The sequence below is a fragment of the Thermoleptolyngbya sp. PKUAC-SCTB121 genome, from assembly GCF_016919485.1.
Classification (GTDB): Bacteria; Cyanobacteriota; Cyanobacteriia; order Elainellales; family Elainellaceae; genus Thermoleptolyngbya; species Thermoleptolyngbya sichuanensis.
In genome coordinates, this window is the sequence record NZ_CP070366.1 from 1,022,679 (window position 1) to 1,043,770 (window position 21,092).

Genomic DNA, 21,092 nt, shown 5'->3' on the forward strand with positions numbered 1-21,092 from the left:
ATCGGGTACTAATCGATCCAATGGAACGCGGTCAGATAGGGCTGAAACTCGTCCCAGCGCTGCTCGACCTGGCGATGGCAGTCTGCCGGGGAAATCGCCAAGTGCTGAAGCAGGTTGATATCGACCGTGCCGTTGTTCTCGATCAGCAGCACGATGGATTGGGTCGGGTCATGCTGGGCGATCGCCTCCATCAGCAGGGCGATCGCCGCTTCGTCCAGAAAGTCTGGCTGGGTTGACCGACCTTCCGTTGCCAGCGATCGCAGAAACTCTGGCACCGCTGCCTGAGCAATAAACTGCGCCGAAAAGGGAACCGTTGTGATACTCCAATCCACCGTGTGGGGCTGGGCGATCGCCACCCGACAGGCCAGCAGCCCGCGCCCCTGGCTGATATAGCCATGCCAGGCCCGATAGCCCAGCGCCAGCATATTTTGGTGAATAAACAAGTTTTGCCAGTAGCCCAAAAGGCCCTGCCAAACACAATCCTTTGCATTCATGCCGCCTCTCATCAAACACTCAAAAAGGTCAAACAATTGATTACATCTGATCACGCCAATGCAGTTTTCAGAGGGTGCATCCCAGTTATGCAAATTCGCCCTCATCCCCCAACCCCTTCTCCCAAAACGGGAGAAGGGGGGCTGGATTCAAAGTCCCTCTCCCGCTCTGGGAGAGGGATTTAGGGTGAGGGTTACAAAAGTGGGATGCACTCGTTTTCAGATGCAATCTCCGCGCGAGTTTGCAAGGTTATTTTGAGGACTTTTCACACCTGGCTCGGCTAATAACACTCGGCTAATAACATTCGATTAATAAGTAGATAGACCAGATTAAAAAACAGATCCTGAACCCTGCGCCGCCCGCTGCGCGGGCGGCGCAGGGTCTTTGGGTTTTACGTTTATTAGTGTTCACCTACTTGACAGAGGACTAATCAACTGCAAAGAATCCTCAAGATCGGAGATTTCATAACAGCGATAAAACCTCAAATTAGCCAATCAGAAACCTATCCGATAGGTGTGCAAATTCGCAAAATTTCGCTGCAAAGCCTCACTGCTGCGGTCGCACCAGACAGAGCATTGCTTGAAGCCTTCTTTTCCCACAGCTCATCAACTAGACGAGATTTTAGAAAAGAAGTTTCGAGCGTCTTTCTGAGGCAATTTTGAATCGCTAGATCATCAAGAAAAAGCTCAGCCAATTGGGTCAGCAGTCGAGGGATCTAGCCACCCTATTTGGTGAAGATTTGCTGAAGACGCAAATCCCAACGATGCGAAAACATTGACATGCAAATCATGCCCATGCCGAAGCTTTAATCGGTGAAATGCTGAGATGACCGCCGAACTAAAGGAGTCTGGCAGTTTTCTTTGATCCCCATGGTCAAACATCTGGAGAAAATTCCAGCGAATCTGCCGCGTTTGGTTCAAACATTTCAAAGGATCGAGCAGCCTGAAAGGAGTAGTACGAAGTGGGCGATCGCCCCGGATCGCGTCCCAAAAAAATTAAACTTGAAACCATCTATGCCTCGCAGATGAATCATCAGGTGGTGCTATCGGCGGGCATCCTGACTCAGAGGCGACGCGCTCAGGCTAAAGAACTGACAAATCTGCCCTGCCCAAGAATCTGGCAAACAGAGGGTCAAGCGTCCCGTGCGGTTGCGCTCATCACAGTTGCGGGACAGCGTCGGATTTGCACCGAACTTTCCCCCTTGCGTCTGGTGGCTGATCCCCACCAGAACCGAAGCAGAGCGGCGGACAGCACATGATTCCTTGAAACAGAGCGATGGCATCCATCTGACAGGCAATCCATCCAGAATGCATCGGGGAAACACGGCTTTACGCCAACTCCATCCCTGAGCATAGCATGGCTCAGCCCCAACGGAACGCTAGGGATAGTGCTTCGAGGGCATTCTAAAGGTGTTCTAAAGGCGTTCTAAAGGTGTTCAAAGACGTTCCAAAAGGAGGCGTTTTACAGTAAGCATCTTGAGGCGTTTTACAGTAAGCATCTTACAGTAGGCGTTCCTTAAAAACGTCCTAAGCGTCAATCAGTTCGGCTAGCTCCAGCCAGCGCTCTGTGGCGGTGTCGATTTCGGTCGTCAGGCTGGCCAGCTTTTCTGTCAACCGCTGCATTTCCGTAAAGTCAGCAGGCGGCTGGTCATAAAGCTGCTGTTCTAGCGCATCCCGTTCCGCTTCTAGGGCGGGAATTTTCGCCTCCAGAGTTTCATATTCGCGCTTTTCTTTGAAAGACAGCTTGCGCGGCCTGGTGGCGCTGCTAGAGGAATTGACCGTGCTTGCAGACTCAGAAGTTGTAGGCTTCGCGGCTACTTTGGGAGCAGATTTGGGGGCTTCGGTGGCGGCTTCCTGCTTTTGCCGCTCCAGATGTTCCAGATAGGTGGTGTAGTTGCCGGGATATTGGCGAATCGTGCCGCCCGGTTCTAGCGCGAAAATTACGTCCACCACGCGATCGAGAAAGTAGCGATCGTGCGAAACGGCGATCGCACATCCGTTGAAATCCTCCAGGTACTCCTCCAGCACTGCCAGCGTTTGCACGTCCAGGTCGTTGGTCGGCTCGTCCAAAATCAGCACATTGGGCGCACCCATCAGCACCTTCAGCAAAAATAGCCTGCGCTTTTCGCCACCGGAGAGCTTGTTAATGGGTGCATACTGCTGGTTGGGTGAAAACAAGAAGCGCTCCAGCATTTGCGACGCAGTGATGACGCTGCCATCCGCTGTTTTCACCAGTTCTGCCACGCCTTTCAGGTAATCTATCACCCGCTGATTTTCGTTGATTTCCAGGTCTTCGGAGTGCTGATCGAAATAGCCGATATGGATTGTGGAGCCAATGTCCACCGTGCCACTATCCGGCGACACGCGCCCGGTGATGATATTCATCAGGGTAGATTTGCCCGCGCCGTTGCCGCCAATGATGCCGATGCGATCTTCCGGGTTGAAACTGTGGGTAAAGTCTTTGATCAGCACCCGGTCGCCGTAGGCCTTGGAAATATTCGTGAGTTCGATGACCTTTTTGCCAATCCGACGGCCGGCGGTGGTGATATCGACCTTACCCTGGGCCTGTTTGAATTCCTGCGCCTGCATGTCCTGAATCCGCTGGATGCGGGCTTTTTGCTTGGTGCTGCGGGCTTTGGGGCCGCGCTTCAGCCACTCCAGCTCGCGCCGCAAGACTCCGGCATGTTTGCGCTGGCTGCTGGCGGCCGATTCTTCGGCTTCGGCCTTTTGGGTCAGGTAGTAGCTGTAGTTGCCCGCGTAGGCGTAGAGGTCGCCCCGATCGATTTCCAAGATGCGATTGGTGACGCGATCGAGAAAGTAGCGATCGTGCGTAATCAGCAAAATCGCGCCGCGAAAGCGCTGGAGATAATCCTGGAGCCATTCCACCGAGAGCGCGTCGAGATGGTTGGTGGGTTCGTCGATCAGCAGCGCGTCGGGGTCGGAGAGCAGGGCAGTGGCGATCGCAATTCTGCGGCGATATCCACCCGACAGGTCGCCCACCCGCGCCTCAAAGTCCTGAATGCCCAGCTTACTGAGGATCACCTTGGCCTGGGTTTCTAGCTCCCAGGCGTTGGCCATTTCGATTTTCTGCGACACGCTGGATAGTTTCGCCATTAGCACGTCGGGGTCGCCGTGTCCGTGCGCCAGCTTGTCCGACAAATCTTCATACTCGCGCACCAGCGCCATCTGTTCGCCACAGTCTGCAAACACCTGCTCCAGCACCGTGCGATTCTCATCTACGGCGGGCTGCTGCGGTAGGTATACCACCTTTGCGCCGGAGTTGCGCCAGATCTCGCCGCCGTCTGCTGGTTCCAGCCCCGCCAGCATTTTCAGCAGAGTAGACTTGCCCGACCCGTTGGTGCCGATCAGCCCCACCTTATCGCCTTCCTCCAGGCTAAAGCTGGCATCCCGGAGAATTTCCTTGATGCCGAAGTCTTTGCGGAGCGATCGCACATTGAAGATAGCCATCTTGGGAATCCGAGAGTGGGGTCAGCAGGGATTTTGTTTTAACGCACCGGGAAAGTTGCGCTAGGGTTAGAGGCAGTCTGGTTTATGATAGCTGTTTGCTTGCTCCGTCTGGATTCGTGAGCCTGGATTTGTGAGTCTGCGTCTGTGAATCGTTATTTGTGAATTGTTATTTGTGAATCGTTTTACGAGTCGCCGCGATATGAGCCGCCGCGTGAGAAGTATTGGGAAAAGTCGCCGTCCGGTGCAGTCTGCGCCGATGCCCTCGGCTGTGCAGCCAATCATCGAGCCGCCCCAAAAATCGCCGGAGTCGGGCGATCGCCCTTCTGGGTCATCTGCGCTGCCCTGGGAAAGTACGCCAGTCGATACCTGGGCGATGGAGGCGCGGATGTTGCGCTGGCTGACGTTTTTGTGGCTGGGCCTAGGGCTGGCGGTGCTGTTTTCTGCCTCTTATGCGATCGCCGATACCGAGCATGGCAACGGGCTTTATTATATTCAGCGCCAGGTTTTGTATGGGTGCATTGGGCTGCTGGGCTTTAGCCTGTTGGTCAGTACGCCGCTGCGGTTTGTGCTGGGCATGGCGGATCTGCTGATGCTGATCTGCCTGGGGCTGATTCTTCTAACCCTGGTTCCCGGATTTGGCACAACGGTCAACGGCGCGAGTCGCTGGCTGGCGATCGGGCCATTGCCGATTTTGCAGCCGTCGGAATTGATCAAGCCATTTCTGGTGCTGCAAGGGGCGCGGATTTTTGGGCGGTGGGATCGGCTATCGTGGCGGGTGCGGTTTACCTGGCTGGGCATTTTTGTGGTGCTGCTGGCCAGCATCTTGCTCCAGCCCAACCTGAGTACGACGGCGCTGTGCGGAATGCTGCTATGGCTGATGGCGCTGGCGGCTGGGCTGCCCTGGCGATACCTGGGTGGTACGGCGATCGCCGGGCTGAGTGCCGCCGTTCTCAGCGTCAGCCTGCGCGACTATCAGCGCGATCGCATCGTGTCGTTTCTCAATCCCTGGGCAGACCCCGCCCAAAACGGCTACCAGTTGATTCAGAGCTTGCTGGCCGTTGGCTCTGGCGGCCTCACGGGCACGGGCTTTGGGCTGTCGCAGCAAAAGCTGTTTTACCTGCCGATTCACTATACCGACTTTATTTTTGCGGTCTATGCCGAAGAATTTGGTTTTTTGGGCGGGCTATTGCTGCTGCTGCTGCTGGGTTCCTTCGCGGCGCTGGGGCTGCGGGTGGCGCTAAAGGCCAAAAGCCCAATTCATCAACTAGTGGCGATCGGCGTGGTGGTGCTGCTGGTGGGGCAATCGCTGCTGAATATTGGCGTGGCCACAGGAGCGCTGCCCACCACCGGGCTACCGTTTCCCTTCTTTAGCTACGGCGGCAGTTCCGTCATCGCCAGCCTAGTGTCGGCAGCGCTGCTGGTGCGGGTGGCACGGGAAAGCAGCAGCGCTGCGGTGGTGTCGCTGGGCCAGGGGCGCAGGTTTGGGGGCGATCGCTCTGTGTCATCACTACAACCCATCCCAAAGCGCAAACGAAAACCGCTCTGACGCTTTATCAACAGAAATTGCCTGTCTCTCTAAATATCTGTGTGAGATACCTGTGTGAGATACCTATGGTGTGAGGCTATCCTACGATTACCTGTTGCCCATAGGCATTATAACCTCCTGCGTGAATGGGAGGTTTATTATCTTGGAAGAAGGTAGACACACAGGACTCGTGCAAATTCACTGCCTTGTAATCGTGCCATTCACTCGGTTGTCCTTGGGGTGTTCGCAATCGCACTTTACCGCCGTCTACACTCATCTCCTCAACCGTTCCTTCCACTTGCGGCAACTCAAAGGTTTGACAATGCACGAGCCGTTGTTGAGTACTAAGTAGATAGACCAGATTAAAAAACAGATCCTGAACCCTGCGCCGCCCGGTGCGCGGGCAGCGCAGGGTCTTTGGGTTTTATATTTTTAATGTCTACCTACTTGGTTGTTCCTAATACAAAATCTCTATGGTTAAACACTGAAACACCTTACTTGAATGCGTGTAGCGCTTGCATCAGGGATAGACCTCTAAAATCATGATTGATCTTCTCAGTACGTTTATTTGTCGATCAATTTATCTCTTTATCTCTTGCGAAAAGGCTCCGTCTGTACCCTATCCCCCCTGAGGGCATTGAAATCTGGGACACAATCAGATTAACTATGAGTGTTAAAAAGCACGGTTGAAAGACTCGCAAAACCTGATTTAAATCTGTTTATATTTCAAGGCCGTATAGCCTAATTGCATCACCCGATTTAGATAGACAGAGTTTCAGCAATCCGTCGAGGATCTGAAGTGAATCTGAAGACTTATTTCTCCAGGTCTTATCTAAGATGCTGTATGGAGGTCGCCATGTTCGACAAAAAACTCAAGATTAATTCAAGATTTGTCAGGTATTGTTAGGCATGGTTAGGCATGGTTTTAATGGCGCGTTAAATCATCGTTAAATCATCATAAAAAGACACGCGAAGAAGCATGTGGAGTATGTGGAAGAGTTACTTAAAACAATCATTCAAATCATCCGTCAAAAGTTCTGGATTTGCGCTGCTGGCAGTTGGTTTACTTTCCGCCTGTTCTGGTAACGACGTGCCTCAGAGTAATGCTCCCCAGGGGCAAACGCAGCCCCAGGCGCAAGGTCAGGGGACTTTGCAGATTCGGGCCAACGGCGAAGATTTTGTGCGTCAGGGGTTTGTGTCCAAGGATGGATGGGAGGTGTCTTTCGACCATATGTATGTCAATCTAGCGGATATTACCGCTTATCAGACTGATCCCCCTTTTAATCCTGAAGGTGCAGACCCCATCCGGGCGCAACAGCAGGTGACGCTGCCGGGAGAAAAGACGGTTGACCTGGCGGCAGGCGATGAAAATGCAGACCCGATTCTGGTGGGAGAGGTGGCGGCTCCGGCGGGTCGCTATAATGCGCTGTCGTGGCGAATGGCGAATGCCAAGGACGGCCCCGCCAAGGGCTATGCGCTGGTGATTGTGGGAACGGGCGTGAAAGATGGGCAGACGGTGAACTTTACGCTCAACCTGGATCGCGAAATGACGTTTACCTGTGGGGATTTTGTGGGCGATGCGCGTAAGGGCATCTTGGAGGCAAACGGCAGCGCCGACCTAGAGGCAACGTTCCACTTTGACCATTTGTTTGGGGATGGCGATGCTCCAGCAGACGACGAACTCAACACGGGCGCGCTGGGCTTTGGGCCGATCGCCGCGCTGGCTCAGAATGGGCGGGTGAGTGCCGACTTGAAAACCCTGGACACAAGCTTGTCTAAGGAAAACCGCGACTTGCTAAACAGCATCCTGCCCTCACTGGGGCATGTGGGCGAGGGTCACTGTCGCCGGTCTTAGCTCTTAGTTTGCACTGAGTCCGCTTGGTTTTCGCTTGTGCATCCTGAGGTTTGGAGCGATTTGGGAACGGTTCAGGAACATCCTGATTAGATCTGACCGGGTGAACTCTGGTTCCTTAAGCCTGATTTGGGTATTGCTCGTTGAGTGTTTTGTTGAGCGTCCTATTGAGTGAGCTAAAGTTGGACATTTTACGGCGAGGTTTGAGTATGGATTACCAGGGAGCGCAGGGGGTGGGGCGCTTTTTGAAACGCTGTTTAAGCTGTTTAAGACGGTTTAGGACGCGGCTTGTTCTGCGGTTTGGGGCGCTGCGATTTGGGCTGCTGGCGATCGCCACAGGGATAACCATCGCCAACCTGTCTGCACCGGCCCACGCCCACGGGGTTGATATTACCTATCAGGAGACGCGGGCGATCGCCCTGGAAGCTCGCTACGACGGTGGACAGCCCATGTCTGGGGCCCAGGTTGCGGTCTTCTCGCCCGCCGATCCGCAAACCCCCTGGCTGCGGGGCACGGCCGATGAATCCGGTCGCTTTCTCTTTGCGCCTGACCCGGCCCAACCCGGCAACTGGGAGGTGCAGGTGCGGCAGGCAGGGCATGGCGAAATTTTGGTGATTCCGGTAGGGGGCGGTGCGGCGGCGGGCGCTGGTGAACCTGCGTCCGCTGCCACCAGTTCCCCTGCCACTAGTTCCCCTGCCACTAGTTCCCCTGCCACCAGTTCCTCTGCAATCAGTCCCCCAGGATCGCGCTCCGGCGGCGGGCTAAATCCAATTCAGAGGTTCGTCATGGCGGCTTCGGTGATTTGGGGCTGCGTAGGAACGGCGCTGTTTTTCTCTCGACGACCCAAGGCTCACAATGCACATACCTGATGGCATCCTCCCCGCGCCCGTCTGCATTGGTGGCTATGCATTGGCGGCCCCGCTGCTGGGTTATGCGCTGCGGAAAATTAACCGAATGCCAGACGTGACGGAGCAAATCCCCAAGGCATCACTGCTGACGGCGGCCTTTTTCATCGCGTCGTCCATCCACATTCCGATCCCGCCAGCAAGTGTGCATCTGGTGCTGAACGGGCTGCTGGGCGCGGTGTTGGGCTATTTTGCAGTGCCTGCGATCGCCATTGGGCTATTTTTGCAAGCGGTCATGTTTGGGCACGGCGGCCTGACGACGCTGGGCGTTAACACCGTGCTAATGGGCTTTCCAGCGCTGGTGGCAGCGTGGGTGTTTCGGCTGCGCCATCGGTTTGGGCGGCTGGGGGCGAGGCGAGCAGATCTCCTGTTTGCGTTTTTGGCAGGGGCGATTGGGCTAGGGCTGGCAGCGCTGATTTTCTTTGGGCTGATTTTGGCGACGATTCCCGGTGGGCTGGATGCTCAGGCAGAGCGGGTCGCCGTCTACGGACTCGTCGCATCGCATATTCCGCTGGCGCTGATTGAGGGCGTGTTTACGGCAATGCTGGTGGGCTTTTTGCGGCGGGTCAAGCCAGAATTGTTACAAGACCCGACTCGATCTGACCCGTCGGCGTTGCAGCCAGCCGGTCAGCCCTCAAAAAAATCGACGGGCGGGAGGGCTGCATGAGGCTGGTGATGGATGAGTTTGCCCATCTCGACTCGCCGATCCACCGCTGGGAGCCGCGCTGCAAGCTGCTGGGGCTGGTGACGCTGATGTTTGCCTTTGCGTTTGTGGAGCGGGGCTGGCTGGTGCCCGTGGTTCTGGCGATCGCCCTCTCGCTCTACGGGCTGTCTCGGCTGCCCCTCTCGTTTCTGCGATCGCGCCTGCGCTATCCGGGCTATTTTCTGCTGGGCGTGGTGGCGCTGCTGCCGTTCTGTTCGGGGCAGACCGTCCTGTGGCAACTGGGGCCTGTGGTGCTGCGTCAGGAGGGGCTGTCTGCCATGCTGCTGATTGCGGGGCGATTTTTGGCCATCGTCACGACGGGCTTTATTTTGCTCGGCACAACGCCGTTTCTGACGCTGGTGGCTGCGCTGCGATCGCTCGGGCTGCCGCCGGTGCTGGCCGATATGACCCTGCTAACCTATCGCTACTTATTTGACCTAGCCGAAACCCTGGCTACCATGAAACTGGCCATGCGGCTGCGCGGCTTTGGGCAAGTTCCATCGGGCGATCGCCATCGGGGTTTCTCCATCCCCTTTTTGCCACGGCGAACCGATCTGGGTAATTTATCCGCTCTGGCGGGAACCTTACTCATCCGCAGCTATGAACAGTCTGAGCGCGTCTACAAAGCCATGCGGCTGCGCGGCTACGGCTATACGCCCCGATCCGGCGCTGCACCTGTTGCCCAACCCAAAACGCCGTTTTCCACCCTTGATCTGGCTAGCATGATGGGGCTGGCGGGCGCGGTTGCTCTGGCGATCGCCCTTCTGGGGCTGGGATTTGTCCCTGTCTCCTTTGGCGTTCCGCAACTCACCCATCTCCTATCGTTTCGCTAGTTCGCTGCTTCATATCTCACGCGCTAATCCTGACTCAATGACCCAAACCGACCTCCGCCCAACCTGCTCTGACCCTGTTTGCGCCCCGATTCCCGATGCGCTGACCGTGGCAAATCTCACCTTTGCTTATCCCGGACAGCCCTGCACGCTGCAAGACGTATCGCTGCAAATTGCAGACGGCGAACGGGTCGGCATCATCGGCCACAACGGCTGTGGCAAGACGACGCTGTTCACCCTGATGTGTGGGGTGCTGCGCCCCGATGCAGGCGAGATTTTCCTGTTTGGAGAACCCGTGCGGGCCGGACATTTTCATCCAGGCGTGGGGCTGCTGTTTCAATCGCCTAACGATCAGCTTTTCTCGGCATCGGTGTGGGATGATGTCGCCTTTGGCCCGCAGAACATGGGCCTGTCGCCCGGAGAGGTGGCCCAGCGAGTGCAAGAGGCGCTGATGCTGACGGGCACGGCCGACCTCGCAGCGCGACCGCCGCACCACCTGTCGGGCGGGCAAAAGCAGATGGTGGCGATCGCCGGAATTTTGGCCATGCGTCCCCGCGTGGTGCTGTATGACGAACCCTCTGCCAGCCTGGATCTCCGCACCCGTCGCCGCCTGATCCAGTTTTTGCAGCGTGCGCCCCAGACGTTACTGATCGCGTCCCACGATCTGGAACTGGTGCTGGAAGTGTGCGATCGCGTGATTTTGCTAGACGAAGGGCGCATCATTGCCGATGGCGACCCACGCCAGATCATGGGCAATCAGGAACTCATGGAAGCGCATGGTCTCGAAAAACCCCACTCCTTGATGCCCCACCTCCTGCCGCACCACGACTAGTCTTGCAGCTCTCATTTCCCAGATTACTTGCAGCGAAGTCGCACATAAACGCACATCAAATCGCTGAAAATTGTTGAAAGCCCTGCAACCTCCCGAGCCGGCAAGCCAAAGACAGGCATCCAGGGACAGGCAATCCAAAACCAGGCAACCCAAAATCGCCAATCTAAAATCCCCAATCTAAGTGGATAGACCAGATTAAAAAACAGATCCTGAACCCTGCGCCGCCCGCCGCGCGGGCGGCGCAGGGTCTTTGGGTTTTATACTTATTAATGTCCACATACTTACAAACTCCCATTGAATTGAACCAATCGGCTGCACCCCAAAGCCCGTCAACTTGCGATGTTGAACTGTCAGCAGTCCAACGCGACTCTCATCGCTGCACCAATCGCGGATTCGCCCCCCGTTAGGTCGATTCTCGATTTTGGATTTGCGGTTTTGGATTTGCGGTTTTGGATTTGCGATTTCAGATCATAGGTCAACCGTCTTCACAACTGCCAGCACTTTCATCCACAGCAGTACTTCAGAGACTGGATCTGAGGAGGCTGTAAACCCCAATCCAAAATCCAAAATCCCCCAAATCCGCACCCCTACAGCCGCCCCGTCACCGACAGCCCACCCACCATCACCGACGGTGTGTAGCAAGAACCATTCCATTCGGCATCGCCGCCCAATTCAATCAGGTTTCGCAGCGCCGTATAAACATTCCCCGCAACCATCGTGTCTTTGACGCGGCCCACCACCTCACCGCGCCGCACTCGATAGCCCAGATCGACATTGATCGAAAATTCGCCCGAAATGCCCGCGCCGCCGCCCAGCATTTGATCCACGATAATGCCGTCTTGCATGAGCGCCAGCAGGCTTTCCAGCGGCTTAAAGCCCGGTTCGACAATCAGGTTAAACAGGCCCGGCGTGGGATAACTGCCCAAACCCGGCCGAAAGCCGTTGCCCGTGGTGCCGCTGCTGAGGGCGCGGCCGATGGTGCGGTCGGTATAGAACAACTGCAACGCGCCCTCTTTGACAAAGGTGATGGGCTGGGTCGGGCTGCCTTCATCGTCGAAGGGGCAGCTAAAGGGGCCGATGTCGGGATGCTGCGACAGGGTGAGGCGGGAATCCATCACGGGTTCCCCTAGGCGATCGCTCCAGGGCGAGGCCCGCTCGATCACCTGCTTGCCGTTCATGGCAGATTGCACCGTGCCCCACAGCATATCCGCCGCTTTGGAAGTAAACAGCACAGGCACTTTGCCCACGGGCGGCGCGGTGTTGCGTTGCGCCCAGTCGAGCCGCTGCACAATCTGCTGCGCCAGCGAAACCGGGTCGAGAATGCCGCGCTCGGTCTGGCCGTCGGCCACGCTGAGAAAATCTTCGCCGCGAATCCATTCCGCTGCCATGTAGCAACTGAGGGTGGTGTCGGTATAGCCGCAGTCCAGCCCGTTGGAGTTGATCAGCCGCGTGGTTTCCACGTCGCACTCCCAGTCCGCCGTGCAGAGCGCTTCGGGATATTGTTCGCGCACCAGGGCGATCGCCTCTCGTCCCCATTCCACCAACTGTTCGACGGGCACGCCCACCCCCAAATCGGGGTAGTGCTTGGGATGGGCGGGAGCCAGCTCAATCGTCTCTGGCTCGCTGAGCTGACTGAGGGCGATCGCCCGTTCCACTAGCGCCCCTGGCTCCACCGGCCCATAGGCCACCGCCAGCCCCGGCCGCCCATCTCGCCATAGCCGCAGCGCAATTCCCTCTGCCTGCGAGGTTTCCAATTGTTTCAGCCGATTCGCCTCAAAAAACACCGGCCGCGACAGCGATTGCGACTCATAAACCTCCGCCGCCTCGGCCCCAGACCGCAGCGCCAATTCCAGCAGTTGCTCTGCCAGGGATAGGGATGATGGCGGACGAGGGACCATAGGCGGGGGTGGAGAAAGTGCTGATGGAGCGATTAAAGCGATCAGGGAGGAGAGTCCGGGAGATGGGGAGAGGAGATTGTCAGCCCTCCCTCAGCCCAGCACCAGCTCCGCCAGCAGCCAGAATCCTTTGAATTCCTCTGCCTGCGGATCGGTTTGCACGGCGATGAAATGAATGCCGCCAGCTTTGGCTTTGGCCATTTCAAACTGGGCGGCTTCTTGCTGGAGGGCGGCCGTCGTCAGGGTTGCCAAAATCCAGGAGTCGCTGCCACCCGTTTCCAAGAGCAGTTGTGGCGGCTTGGATTCAGAGAGATATTTCACGTAGGCGAGTTCCAGCCCTGACATCCAGGCAGCAAGGGGCAGGGCGCGGCTGGAAAACAGCAGCAGACCCGGAACGGGTGTGTCAGGGGCGAGTCCCGCCAGCGCCAGCGGAAACGATTCCCCAAAGTCGATCGCCCATTCGCTCAGGTCGTCAAAGGCTGTCGCCTCCAGCGTGACAAAGGCCCACTTTTCCCCAATCAGGGCATCCGGGAGGGGCTGGGGCGTGGGGTTGGGCAGCAGCACCGAGGGATTGCCGCCGGCCTGGTAGTTGGGCATTTCTGGATAGACACTGGCCAGGCGCTCGTCAAGCCAACGGCTGAGGGCGAGGGTGCGGCGGCTGGCGTAGGCGGGAATGCCGACCTCCTCGCAGGCTTTGGTGATCATGTTCGACATTTGCCGCCGAAAGAAGCGGATTTTGTCGGGCGGGGCGGGGGCCCGGGCGATCGCCGCTTCGACCGATTCCCGCAGCTTGACCGAGTTGACCTCAGTGTTGTTCAAAAAGGTGGAATAGCGAAATAGCCCGTCCACTGGCTGCTTCACGTCCAGCGGGCTTTCGCAGATCAAAACTTCCCAAAGCTTTTTGCCCTTCTCGTCCAAAACCGGTCGAGAATAGAAATCTAGCTCCCAGATGGTTGGCATTCCCGGTCTTCTAACGTGCGTCTCTGCCCTTGATCATACGGGACGGTGGATCATTAAAGGTTTTGGATTTGGGATTGAGAATTTCTGGGGTTTGGATTGGGAATCTCTGGGGTTTGGATTGAGAACCGTCGTGAAACAACGTCGTGAAACGATGAGGAAGAAAATGCTGGGGATTAGGCGAATGCTAGGGTGGATGCTGGCGTTGGAGCTGGGGTTGGGTTTTGGGGCGCTAGCGCCAGCTTTGCAGAGCAGCAGCCTCGCTGCGCCCGTGTTTTGTCGGGTGGTAGACGGGCATTCGGTATGCGTGCTAAGCCTCCAGCGTAGCGCCAAAAACTTTTGGGAATATCGGGCGGCGGTGAGCGTAGACGGTGTGGTGCGCCCGGTGGAGGTGTATGACTGTCGCGATCGCCTCCGGCACAAGGCAGACGGCACGACGGTTTCTTTTTCCAGAGACCTCGCAGGGGCGATCGTTTGTCGCCTTTACAAACGCTGATACGAACGCTAAGAGGGTGTTTGAAAAGGTATCGCCTGTAATGTTAAGCACTCAGAGATCCCCCCTAGCCCCCCTTAAACCCCCCTAGCCCCCCTTAAAAAGGGGGGAAACCGCCTTAAAGTCCCCCTTTTTAAGGGGGATTTAGGGGGATCTTGTACGCTTTGCTACAAACAGTAGGACTTTTCAAACATCCTCTAAGACGAACGCTGATACAAACCGCTAATAGCAAACGCTAATATCAATTCTCTAAATACCCGCTACACATAGAGCATCGACAATCCAATCCCACTGAGTCAGCGATCGCAGCGACTCCGCCGAAAGGCGACAAACCCACTGGCTGATGGCGTGCTGGAGTTGGCAAACATCATCAAAGTGAACCCAAGCTAGCTCCCGCTTGAGTTCCCGCCAGACCCGCTCAATGGGATTGACCTCAGGGCAATAAGGCGGCTGAAACACCAAGATGACATTGTCCGGTATCGTCAGGGTCTGAGCCGTATGGGCTGCGGCATTATCCACCTGAATCAGATGTAAATCATCGGGGAACTGAGCCGCAAAGCTGTGCAAAAACGCCTCAAAACAGGAACTGTCGAGATGAGAAAACTCGACTATCCACGATGCACCGCTCAGCGGTTCCACTAGACCGTACAGCCACCGATACACAAAGTCCCATTGAACTGAACCAATCGGCTGCACCCCAAAGCCCGTCAACTTGCGATGTTGAACCGTCAGCAGTCCGACGCGGCTCTCATCGCTGCACCAATAGCGGATTCGCCCCCCGTAGCGTTGTCTCAAGGCTGGCGGAATCGACTGGCTTATCTGGGCTGCAAGGTTTGCTGAACGGACTCGCACGCCCCAGGAGTCTGCTTCTTTGACACCGGACGGGGCACTTTGAGCTTCGCTTTGAGCCGATAGCGCACCGTCTTATGCACCGTCTTGTAGGGGACGGGTTGACCATGCACCGCTGCGAGCCACTGCTGCACTGCTCCATAACTGCTAAAGCCTTCTGGATCTTGCAGTTCCCGCTCCAAAGATGCCAGGACTTCACCGCTAATCGCTCGCGGTCGTCCACTGCGAGATGCCACCTTCACCAACGCTTCGAGTCCACTCTGTCGATACTGGCTCAGCCAACGAGACACGGTCGTGCGATGGCAACCGCTCAGTTGGGCTAACTGCTCAACGCTCTTCGCTTGTCCGGTTTTTAACCACCACAACACCTGTACTTTACGGCGCTGTGATGACCGTTGCTGTTGTTCCAAGACGGCTTTTAGTTCTTCTGCTGTTTCAGCGATATCGATTTTGAGGACTCCACTCGTGGCGGCTCGCTCTAACGTCTTCTTACATGTAGCAGATCTTTGGAGATTTGATATAAGAGGGTGTTTCAAAAGATATCGCCTGTAATATTAAGCACTCAGAGATCCCCCCTTAGCCCCCCTTAAAAGGGGGAAACCGCCTTAAAGTCCCCCTTTTTAAGGGGGATTTAGGGGGAGCTTGCACGCTTTGCTACAAACAGTAGGACTTTTCACTTTAGTTTGGACTAATGGTGAAGAGGAAGGCAGTCAATGAGAAGCACCGACTGCCGTAAGGTCAATGAAGTACAACCAACATTGACCCCATGATTTTCAACGAACTTCAGCAATTTCGCCAAACGTTGTATGCCAGCTTGGGAAACGCCAGAGATGCCCTGTTTGATCTGATGGATGCCGTGTTAGTGAGTGCGTGCATCGTGTCGTTTGTGAGGCTATCGCAGAGTCCTGTCTTTCGTCGCCAGTGGTCGAGCCCCTATGAAGCGTTGCGCGATAGCCGCCTACCCCGATCAAAGGTGCTGAAGCTGTTGGTGCAGCAGATACCGACTCAGCAGCAACCGTTGTTGGCAGGTGATGCGAGTCGGTGGAACCGTCCTGCTGCCAGGCGTTTGAAAGACCGCACCTTATCAGGCAGAACAGGACATGCCCCGATAGCCGGACAAAACTACAGTACCTTAGCCTGGATTGCTGAAGACAGGGGCAGTTGGGCATTACCATTGCGGCATGAGCGCATCACCAGCTTTGAAACACCCGCCAGTAAAGCGGCATTCCAACTCAAACAAGTGACTCGGCAGTTAGCGGTGCGTCCGTTGGCGATCTACGACCGAGGGTACGGCAATGCCAGTTTTGTCAACCAAACGGCAGGGATTGAGGCAGACTTGCTGCTGCGGGTTACATCCAATCGATGTGTCTATGGCGCGCCCCCAGCGTATCGAGGGCGAGGCGCACCTGCCAAGCATGGACATAAGATGAAACTCAATGACCCTGACACTTGGAGTGTCCCGGTCGAAACCGTTGAAGTCGATGATCCCAACTGGGGACGAGTGCGGGTCAGTCGTTGGAGTGCATACCATTTCCGCAAATCCCCCAAACGGGCAATGGAAGTGTTGCGCGTGGAGGTGCTGGAGACACAGAGCAGCACGCGACGCTTGGCTCCTTTGTGGTTAGTTTGGCTGGGTGAGCAGATGCCTCCGTTAGAAACCCTGTGGTTGCACTACCTCCGTCGCTTTGCCATTGAACACTGGTATCGCTTTGCCAAGCAGAGGCTATATTGGACACATCCCCAGTTCAGTTCTGTATCGGCAACCGAACAGTGGAGCAGCCTGATGCCGTTGCTCAGTTGGCAGTTGTGGTTAGCGCGAAAGGACTGTACTGACCACCCCTTGCCCTGGCAGGCACCGCAAGAAACGTTGACTCCGGGTCGGGTCGCACAAGCGTTTGCAGGCATTTTGGCAGCGATTGGCACCCCTGCTCCTGCGCCTAAACCTCGTGGTAAATCGCCAGGACGAGGCAAGGGGCACAAGCCAACTCCTCGTCCCTGCTATCCGATGGTCAAAAAACGAGCCTCGAAACGCAAGACATCCGAACAATCCCTGAACAGTCCGGTTGCAACAGCAGCTTAACTGCGAGCAGGATTGTATCCAATTCCTTAAGTTCAACTGTTATGAACGGTTGAGCAGATTCTTTATGGCATCCTGTTGAGCATTATTGTGATGCCAGTTAGTCCAAACTAAAGTTTTCAAACATCCTCTAAAAAGTGCTGTTTAGTAGGTGACGTTCGGCTATTTGAGGCGATCGCCTATGGGCAAGCCGTTCCAGGGACAAGGTCGAACGGGTTAGCTGGGTTATCGACTAACGTCGTGAGAACGCGAGTCGTTAAATCTTTGCGATCGCCCCGTGCGTCAAAGCTAATCGTTTTGCCAGGAAAGATACTGCTGGGGGATTGTGCGGTTGCTAGCCCCTGGCGAATTTCATCAGACGTAATGCCGGGGCGAAGCTTGGGCAGCAGCACCTCGATCGCCTCATAGGAGACTGCCGTGACCCGATTCACGCCGCCCAGCCAGTAGCGATTGGCAGACTGCACAAAATCTGGGGCGCAAGCGGCAAACCAGTCCGTTGCCACAATCAGCCGATTGCTGAGGGCGCGACGCTCCTCCGAACTGCTGCCGCGATCGCTCCAGTCGGCAGTGTAAACTGGGGCAGAGGCCAGAATCAGCCGCTTGCCGCCGTCCGCCTTGATCACCGCCAGTGCCCGATTAAAGGACTCGCTGTTGCCCGTGCGACCGTCCGGCAGCACCACCAGTGCGTCTACGTCCTCGACCTGACGCAGCGCATGGGTTGCATCAAACTGCGGATCGGAAAGGTCAAACGTGCGAACAATCGTGCCCCGCAGTTCGCTCTCAAACTGATAGCGCAGGTCGTCACTGTAGAACTCTTTAGAATTGGCAAATAGCGCGACTCTGGGCTGGTTCTTTTGCTGATGCAGATAGTCTGCTAGGGTTCTCGCTTCGATCTGTGTGGAAGACGTGGTGCGGAAAAACACGTCAGCACCATTGCACCGCGCCCGCAGATTCATCACCGTGCTGAGTGGAGAAATAACCACCTGCTTGGCTGCGGCATACACAGGCAAAGAATCGCAAGTGCCCCGACTGGTGTAGTTGCCGATGACCGCTAGGAGCGTCTGTCCGTCGAGCGCGAGAAGGTTAGGTTGAACTAGCGCTTCGGCAATCGCCCTGCTTTGCGCGGGCACGTTCAAATCATTGGCAATGATGACTTCCAAATAAGTGGGCGCATTGATCCGATTGACGGCTTTATCCTGTGCTTGGGCAATGCCAAACAGCATTTGCTCACCAATGTTAATCAGCGTTCCTTCTGGCGTGCTGAGAGGAATCACCGCTGCAATCGTATAGGTGGGTTGCCCTGCCTGTCGCCGCAGCCGCACTTCGGCATTGTTGCGGAAAATCAGCACTTCGGGATCTCTCAAGGCTGCGGTTGCGTTTTTATAGTCTGGGCTATTGGAATCGTTGGAAAACTGCTGTCGTTGGGCTTGGGCCAGCTGCCGTAGCTCATCAAATTTTGCTTTAGCGGTATTGTAGTCGCCCGTGGCAAACGCATTGATGCCCGCTTGCTTGAGCGCTGCGTAGGGTGCTTCCAGCTTGAGGCTACCCAGCAGGTTTCCATTGTCGCCAGCAGTAATCAACCGTTCAATCGGGAGCAGCGTAGGGCTGGGATTGCCTGATCCCGCAGGGCCGACTAGCCCCTGACTAAGGCCGCTCCCCGGTGCATCACACTGCACAAACAGACAGCGGACTGGCCGAAGCGATACAAGGGCGATCGCCCCCAGCAATACCGCCGCCGTCCCCGCGCCCACCAGCCACTTGCGCCGATTCATAGCTGGACTCGGCAGGGGGGGCAGTGTGCCTTGCGGCGGGCTTATCTGGGGCGGGCGAGGTTCGGGCGGATGGGGCGGGGCGATCGCAGGCTCCTGCTGCAACTGATCTAACAACAGTTGCCAGGTCAGCGGCTCCGTATTTTGCTTGACGCACACCGTCGGCAGCCAAGTCACTTCGGAATAGCGCAGGTTGAAATGCTCCAATCCCTGTCGCGCCGAGCGCATGGCCATCAGCAGGGAGCGCTTTTTGGTAGCGAATTCATGGAAAAAGCGCTGCAAAAACTCCACCGCCACCGGATCGGGCACGGGTTCCTTCATCACAATGCAGCGGGGTACGTCAATCTGGGCAAGCTGCTGCGCCAGCCCCAATCCGTCGCATGAGTTAAAGATTGCCAGTTGCAAGCCCTTGCGAACTAGCTTACTCAGCGCAAACTTAAAGTTGCGAATGCTAATTTCATCGGTTTGGTTCAGCAGCAGCCAGCCCACGTTGCCGTCGTCATCGCTGCGGCTATGGCCGACATACACCAAAATATGAAAGCCTTGCGGATCTTCGAGCGCAGCCTGGAGGGTTGCTGGAGACGGCTGGAGCAGCGAGATAACTTCCACTGTGTCAGGATGATCGTATTCAAGCTGCTGGATCGCGGCCAGGTCTTGGTCGGTGCTGATGTCGTCGCTTTCTCCCACAATAACCAGAATTCTGATTTTGGCAGCCTGGGGATAGCTGGGGCGTGACCCCAGGGCCGTGGCGGGGTTCAGCACCCGAATGGCAGCATCGCTGTAGTAGTAGTGCTGCCTCAACAGCTTCCAGTCTTGCCAGGGCAGTCGTTTGAGCGTGTCATCCTTGCCAAGGTCAATGATCAGCAGTGGGCGATCGCCATTTCCGTTGCTATTCCCATTTCCATTCACTCCCCCATTCCCGTTCCCATTGCCATAGCCATTTCGCCGCAACAGCGGAATCAGCGCCTCTCGTAGTTCACGCCAATGCTTGTTGCTGTCGTTCAGCCATTCGTTAAACTCTTCTTGCAGCCTTTCCGAAAGCCGAATCACGTCCTGCGCCGTGTGGTGAGTAATTTTGACACCGCTGATGCGAAAGTGCGATCGCACGCCCTCCTGCACCGCATAGGCCGCTTTCCAGTCAGCCAAGGCTGCGACCAAGCTATTGGGCATCGCTGGCAGCGCGGCCTCCAGTTCACCCAGATCGCGGCTATCTAGCCGAACTCGGTATCCAGCAGCGGGATTGTCCTCATCACGGGGGCGGAGTGTCAGCTTAATCGTTTCCATAGGGGGCTTAGTTCATGACCTAATTGAAGATATCGCACGATCGAATAAACCTATGCAACTCTAGTTTTCTAGAATTTTCCAGAATTTTCTAGATGCAGAATTCCTCTATTTTGCTATCTTCGCCAAGCGCAATGCGAACGCTAAATCGGTCGCCCGGCTGACAGTCGCATAATTCGACCTCGGTCCAGCCGCTGCCGCTTTTGGGGCGAGAATCCAGAATTGCTGCGCCTGTCTCGTCCAGTACGGTGATTTGCAGATTGCGCGGCAGTTGGTCAGACGAAGCATCAGGATACAGCCGTAGCCGCACGTTGAGCATGTTGTCTTCAGTGGTAATGGAAATCACCTGAACCACCAGCACCACCTGCTTTTCGAGCGACTGAAACTCGATTGCCTTGGCGCGACTGACGGAATTAATCTGGGCATCTATATCTGGAGGGACTGAAAAGCTGCCGCCCGTGGTGTTGCGAGATCCCGACCGCATGGTTCGATGGCTAGCGACGAAGGCTTCGGGCGATCGCCACTCAGGATGCCGAAACTGCCCCATCAGCCACTCGCGCAGGTTTACGATCGCCAGCTCAGGATGCAGCACATCCAGCAGCGAATCGAGCGGCAGCAGTTCACTCAGCGCTACGGTCATCGGCTCAACGGGGGCATTGTCTTCTGCAAACGGCACACCCCGCACAAACCCGAGCAGATCAACCGCATCCAACTGTTCATGAAACTGGACGGCAACGTAGCCCAGTCGGTCTTGTGCAGTTTCCAGGGGGAGGGTCATTGTGGTTTCTCCGGGCAAGATCGGGCGACATTCCAGTCTGCCCATTCCCGGCAACACCAGATCCGCCACATCCAACACTGCCCTCAGTCCTGGCTGCCAGCAGTCGCCCTCAGCAAGGCTGGTATTCAGTTCCAGCCAGTTCAGATAGGTCTGCACTGCGTAGACCGCCAGCGTGTTCAGATAGACCCGTTTGCCTTTCCCCGGCGTGGCCTGCTCGGCTGCAAACTGGGCGGCAGATTCAAACGCATCTTGACTGAGGAGAATAGGTAGGCCGATGAGTTCTACAGTGTTCATTGTTGCGTTCCAGAAGATTAGGGTGCAGTTGAGCAGATAACATTTAGAGAAGATTCGCGTTGCAATTCGCTGAAACATTCCGATCCAGTGCGG

At 56.2% G+C, this 21,092-nt stretch carries 16 protein-coding genes, 1 pseudogene and 1 riboswitch; of the genes and pseudogenes, 8 read left to right on the top strand and 9 right to left on the bottom strand.

The window, feature by feature from the left end; translation table 11 throughout:
* Positions 1-8: 8 nt before the first annotated feature.
* Both JTM80_RS04295 and JTM80_RS04300 read right to left on the bottom strand, forming a co-directional pair.
* Positions 9-494 carry a hypothetical protein gene (locus JTM80_RS04295; protein WP_172356982.1) on the bottom strand — a complete coding sequence of 162 codons (486 nt, stop codon included), beginning with the start codon at positions 492-494 and terminating at the stop codon, positions 9-11.
* Positions 495-1,521: 1,027 nt separating this feature from the next.
* Positions 1,522-1,742, bottom strand: a riboswitch (cobalamin riboswitch).
* A gap of 276 nt (positions 1,743-2,018) precedes the next feature.
* Complete coding sequence (locus JTM80_RS04300) at positions 2,019-3,959, bottom strand: ABC-F family ATP-binding cassette domain-containing protein (RefSeq protein WP_172356984.1); 1,941 nt, start codon at positions 3,957-3,959, stop codon at positions 2,019-2,021.
* 373 nt (positions 3,960-4,332) lie between these two features.
* On the opposite strand from JTM80_RS04300, the gene JTM80_RS04305 reads away from it, so the two are divergent.
* On the top strand, positions 4,333-5,505 hold the full coding sequence (locus tag JTM80_RS04305; protein ID WP_225906829.1) for an FtsW/RodA/SpoVE family cell cycle protein: 1,173 nt from the start codon (positions 4,333-4,335) through the stop codon (positions 5,503-5,505).
* A 136-nt stretch (positions 5,506-5,641) separates the two neighbouring features.
* Here JTM80_RS04305 and JTM80_RS22595 read toward each other — a convergent pair.
* Positions 5,642-5,830 (bottom strand): annotated as a pseudogene (locus JTM80_RS22595) (ISKra4 family transposase); the annotation flags it as partial.
* A gap of 744 nt (positions 5,831-6,574) precedes the next feature.
* Between JTM80_RS22595 and JTM80_RS04310 the strand changes: the two are divergent.
* From JTM80_RS04310 to JTM80_RS04330, 5 genes are all read left to right on the top strand, one after another.
* Positions 6,575-7,339 carry a DUF4382 domain-containing protein gene (locus JTM80_RS04310; protein ID WP_225906757.1) on the top strand — a complete coding sequence of 255 codons (765 nt, stop codon included), beginning with the start codon at positions 6,575-6,577 and terminating at the stop codon, positions 7,337-7,339.
* Positions 7,340-7,545: 206 nt separating this feature from the next.
* Positions 7,546-8,205: a carboxypeptidase-like regulatory domain-containing protein gene (locus JTM80_RS04315; protein WP_225906758.1), complete on the top strand. Its 660-nt coding sequence runs from the start codon at positions 7,546-7,548 to the stop codon at positions 8,203-8,205.
* Positions 8,192-8,908, top strand: coding sequence for a cobalt transporter CbiM (gene cbiM / locus JTM80_RS04320; protein ID WP_172356988.1), 717 nt, complete (start codon positions 8,192-8,194; stop codon positions 8,906-8,908). Before JTM80_RS04315 ends, cbiM begins: the two co-directional genes overlap by 14 nt.
* Positions 8,905-9,777 (top strand): cobalt ECF transporter T component CbiQ, encoded by an 873-nt coding sequence (gene cbiQ / locus JTM80_RS04325; protein WP_172356990.1) that lies wholly within the window; start codon positions 8,905-8,907, stop codon positions 9,775-9,777. Before cbiM ends, cbiQ begins: the two co-directional genes overlap by 4 nt.
* A gap of 37 nt (positions 9,778-9,814) precedes the next feature.
* Positions 9,815-10,606: an energy-coupling factor ABC transporter ATP-binding protein gene (locus tag JTM80_RS04330; protein WP_172356993.1), complete on the top strand. Its 792-nt coding sequence runs from the start codon at positions 9,815-9,817 to the stop codon at positions 10,604-10,606.
* A 587-nt stretch (positions 10,607-11,193) separates the two neighbouring features.
* Here JTM80_RS04330 and JTM80_RS04335 read toward each other — a convergent pair.
* Together JTM80_RS04335 and JTM80_RS04340 are read right to left on the bottom strand one after the other, a co-directional pair.
* Positions 11,194-12,504, bottom strand: coding sequence for a TldD/PmbA family protein (locus JTM80_RS04335; protein ID WP_205370676.1), 1,311 nt, complete (start codon positions 12,502-12,504; stop codon positions 11,194-11,196).
* A 90-nt stretch (positions 12,505-12,594) separates the two neighbouring features.
* On the bottom strand, positions 12,595-13,461 hold the full coding sequence (locus tag JTM80_RS04340) for a Tab2/Atab2 family RNA-binding protein (RefSeq protein WP_172356997.1): 867 nt from the start codon (positions 13,459-13,461) through the stop codon (positions 12,595-12,597).
* Positions 13,462-13,642: 181 nt separating this feature from the next.
* Here JTM80_RS04340 and JTM80_RS04345 point away from each other — a divergent pair, with 181 nt between their 5' ends.
* Positions 13,643-13,954, top strand: coding sequence for a hypothetical protein (locus tag JTM80_RS04345; RefSeq protein WP_205370677.1), 312 nt, complete (start codon positions 13,643-13,645; stop codon positions 13,952-13,954).
* Positions 13,955-14,200: 246 nt separating this feature from the next.
* On the opposite strand, the gene JTM80_RS04350 is transcribed toward JTM80_RS04345, so the two are convergent.
* Positions 14,201-14,746, bottom strand: a complete 546-nt coding sequence (locus JTM80_RS04350; RefSeq protein ID WP_172354233.1) for an IS630 family transposase — start codon at positions 14,744-14,746, stop codon at positions 14,201-14,203.
* A gap of 20 nt (positions 14,747-14,766) precedes the next feature.
* Positions 14,767-15,210: a helix-turn-helix domain-containing protein gene (locus JTM80_RS04355; RefSeq protein WP_172354897.1), complete on the bottom strand. Its 444-nt coding sequence runs from the start codon at positions 15,208-15,210 to the stop codon at positions 14,767-14,769.
* A gap of 356 nt (positions 15,211-15,566) precedes the next feature.
* Between JTM80_RS04355 and JTM80_RS04360 the strand changes: the two genes are divergently transcribed.
* Positions 15,567-16,880 carry an NF041680 family putative transposase gene (locus JTM80_RS04360; RefSeq protein WP_205369514.1) on the top strand — a complete coding sequence of 438 codons (1,314 nt, stop codon included), beginning with the start codon at positions 15,567-15,569 and terminating at the stop codon, positions 16,878-16,880.
* 176 nt (positions 16,881-17,056) lie between these two features.
* Here the strand turns inward: JTM80_RS04360 and JTM80_RS04365 are convergent, their stop codons facing one another.
* Together JTM80_RS04365 and JTM80_RS04370 are read right to left on the bottom strand one after the other, a co-directional pair.
* The gene (locus JTM80_RS04365) at positions 17,057-19,930 is read right to left on the bottom strand and encodes a CHAT domain-containing protein (protein ID WP_172354895.1); all 2,874 of its coding nucleotides are present in this window, start codon (positions 19,928-19,930) and stop codon (positions 17,057-17,059) included.
* 88 nt (positions 19,931-20,018) lie between these two features.
* Positions 20,019-20,999 carry a DUF1822 family protein gene (locus tag JTM80_RS04370; protein WP_172354893.1) on the bottom strand — a complete coding sequence of 327 codons (981 nt, stop codon included), beginning with the start codon at positions 20,997-20,999 and terminating at the stop codon, positions 20,019-20,021.
* Between the last annotated feature and the right edge of the window lie 93 nt (positions 21,000-21,092).

Excerpts from the sequence above, each read along its gene's own strand:
- JTM80_RS04365 (WP_172354895.1), bottom strand. The coding sequence starts at position 19,930 with ATGGAAACGATTAAGCTGACACTCCGCCCCCGTGATGAGGACAATCCC.
- JTM80_RS04345 (WP_205370677.1), top strand. The coding sequence starts at position 13,643 with ATGCTAGGGTGGATGCTGGCGTTGGAGCTGGGGTTGGGTTTTGGGGCG.
- JTM80_RS04330 (WP_172356993.1), top strand. The coding sequence starts at position 9,815 with ATGACCCAAACCGACCTCCGCCCAACCTGCTCTGACCCTGTTTGCGCC.
- JTM80_RS04305 (WP_225906829.1), top strand. The coding sequence starts at position 4,333 with ATGGAGGCGCGGATGTTGCGCTGGCTGACGTTTTTGTGGCTGGGCCTA.
- cbiM (WP_172356988.1), top strand. The coding sequence starts at position 8,192 with ATGCACATACCTGATGGCATCCTCCCCGCGCCCGTCTGCATTGGTGGC.
- JTM80_RS04370 (WP_172354893.1), bottom strand. The coding sequence starts at position 20,999 with ATGAACACTGTAGAACTCATCGGCCTACCTATTCTCCTCAGTCAAGAT.
- cbiQ (WP_172356990.1), top strand. The coding sequence starts at position 8,905 with ATGAGGCTGGTGATGGATGAGTTTGCCCATCTCGACTCGCCGATCCAC.
- JTM80_RS04300 (WP_172356984.1), bottom strand. The coding sequence starts at position 3,959 with ATGGCTATCTTCAATGTGCGATCGCTCCGCAAAGACTTCGGCATCAAG.
- JTM80_RS04315 (WP_225906758.1), top strand. The coding sequence starts at position 7,546 with ATGGATTACCAGGGAGCGCAGGGGGTGGGGCGCTTTTTGAAACGCTGT.
- JTM80_RS04360 (WP_205369514.1), top strand. The coding sequence starts at position 15,567 with ATGATTTTCAACGAACTTCAGCAATTTCGCCAAACGTTGTATGCCAGC.
- JTM80_RS04340 (WP_172356997.1), bottom strand. The coding sequence starts at position 13,461 with ATGCCAACCATCTGGGAGCTAGATTTCTATTCTCGACCGGTTTTGGAC.
- JTM80_RS04335 (WP_205370676.1), bottom strand. The coding sequence starts at position 12,504 with ATGGTCCCTCGTCCGCCATCATCCCTATCCCTGGCAGAGCAACTGCTG.
- JTM80_RS04295 (WP_172356982.1), bottom strand. The coding sequence starts at position 494 with ATGAATGCAAAGGATTGTGTTTGGCAGGGCCTTTTGGGCTACTGGCAA.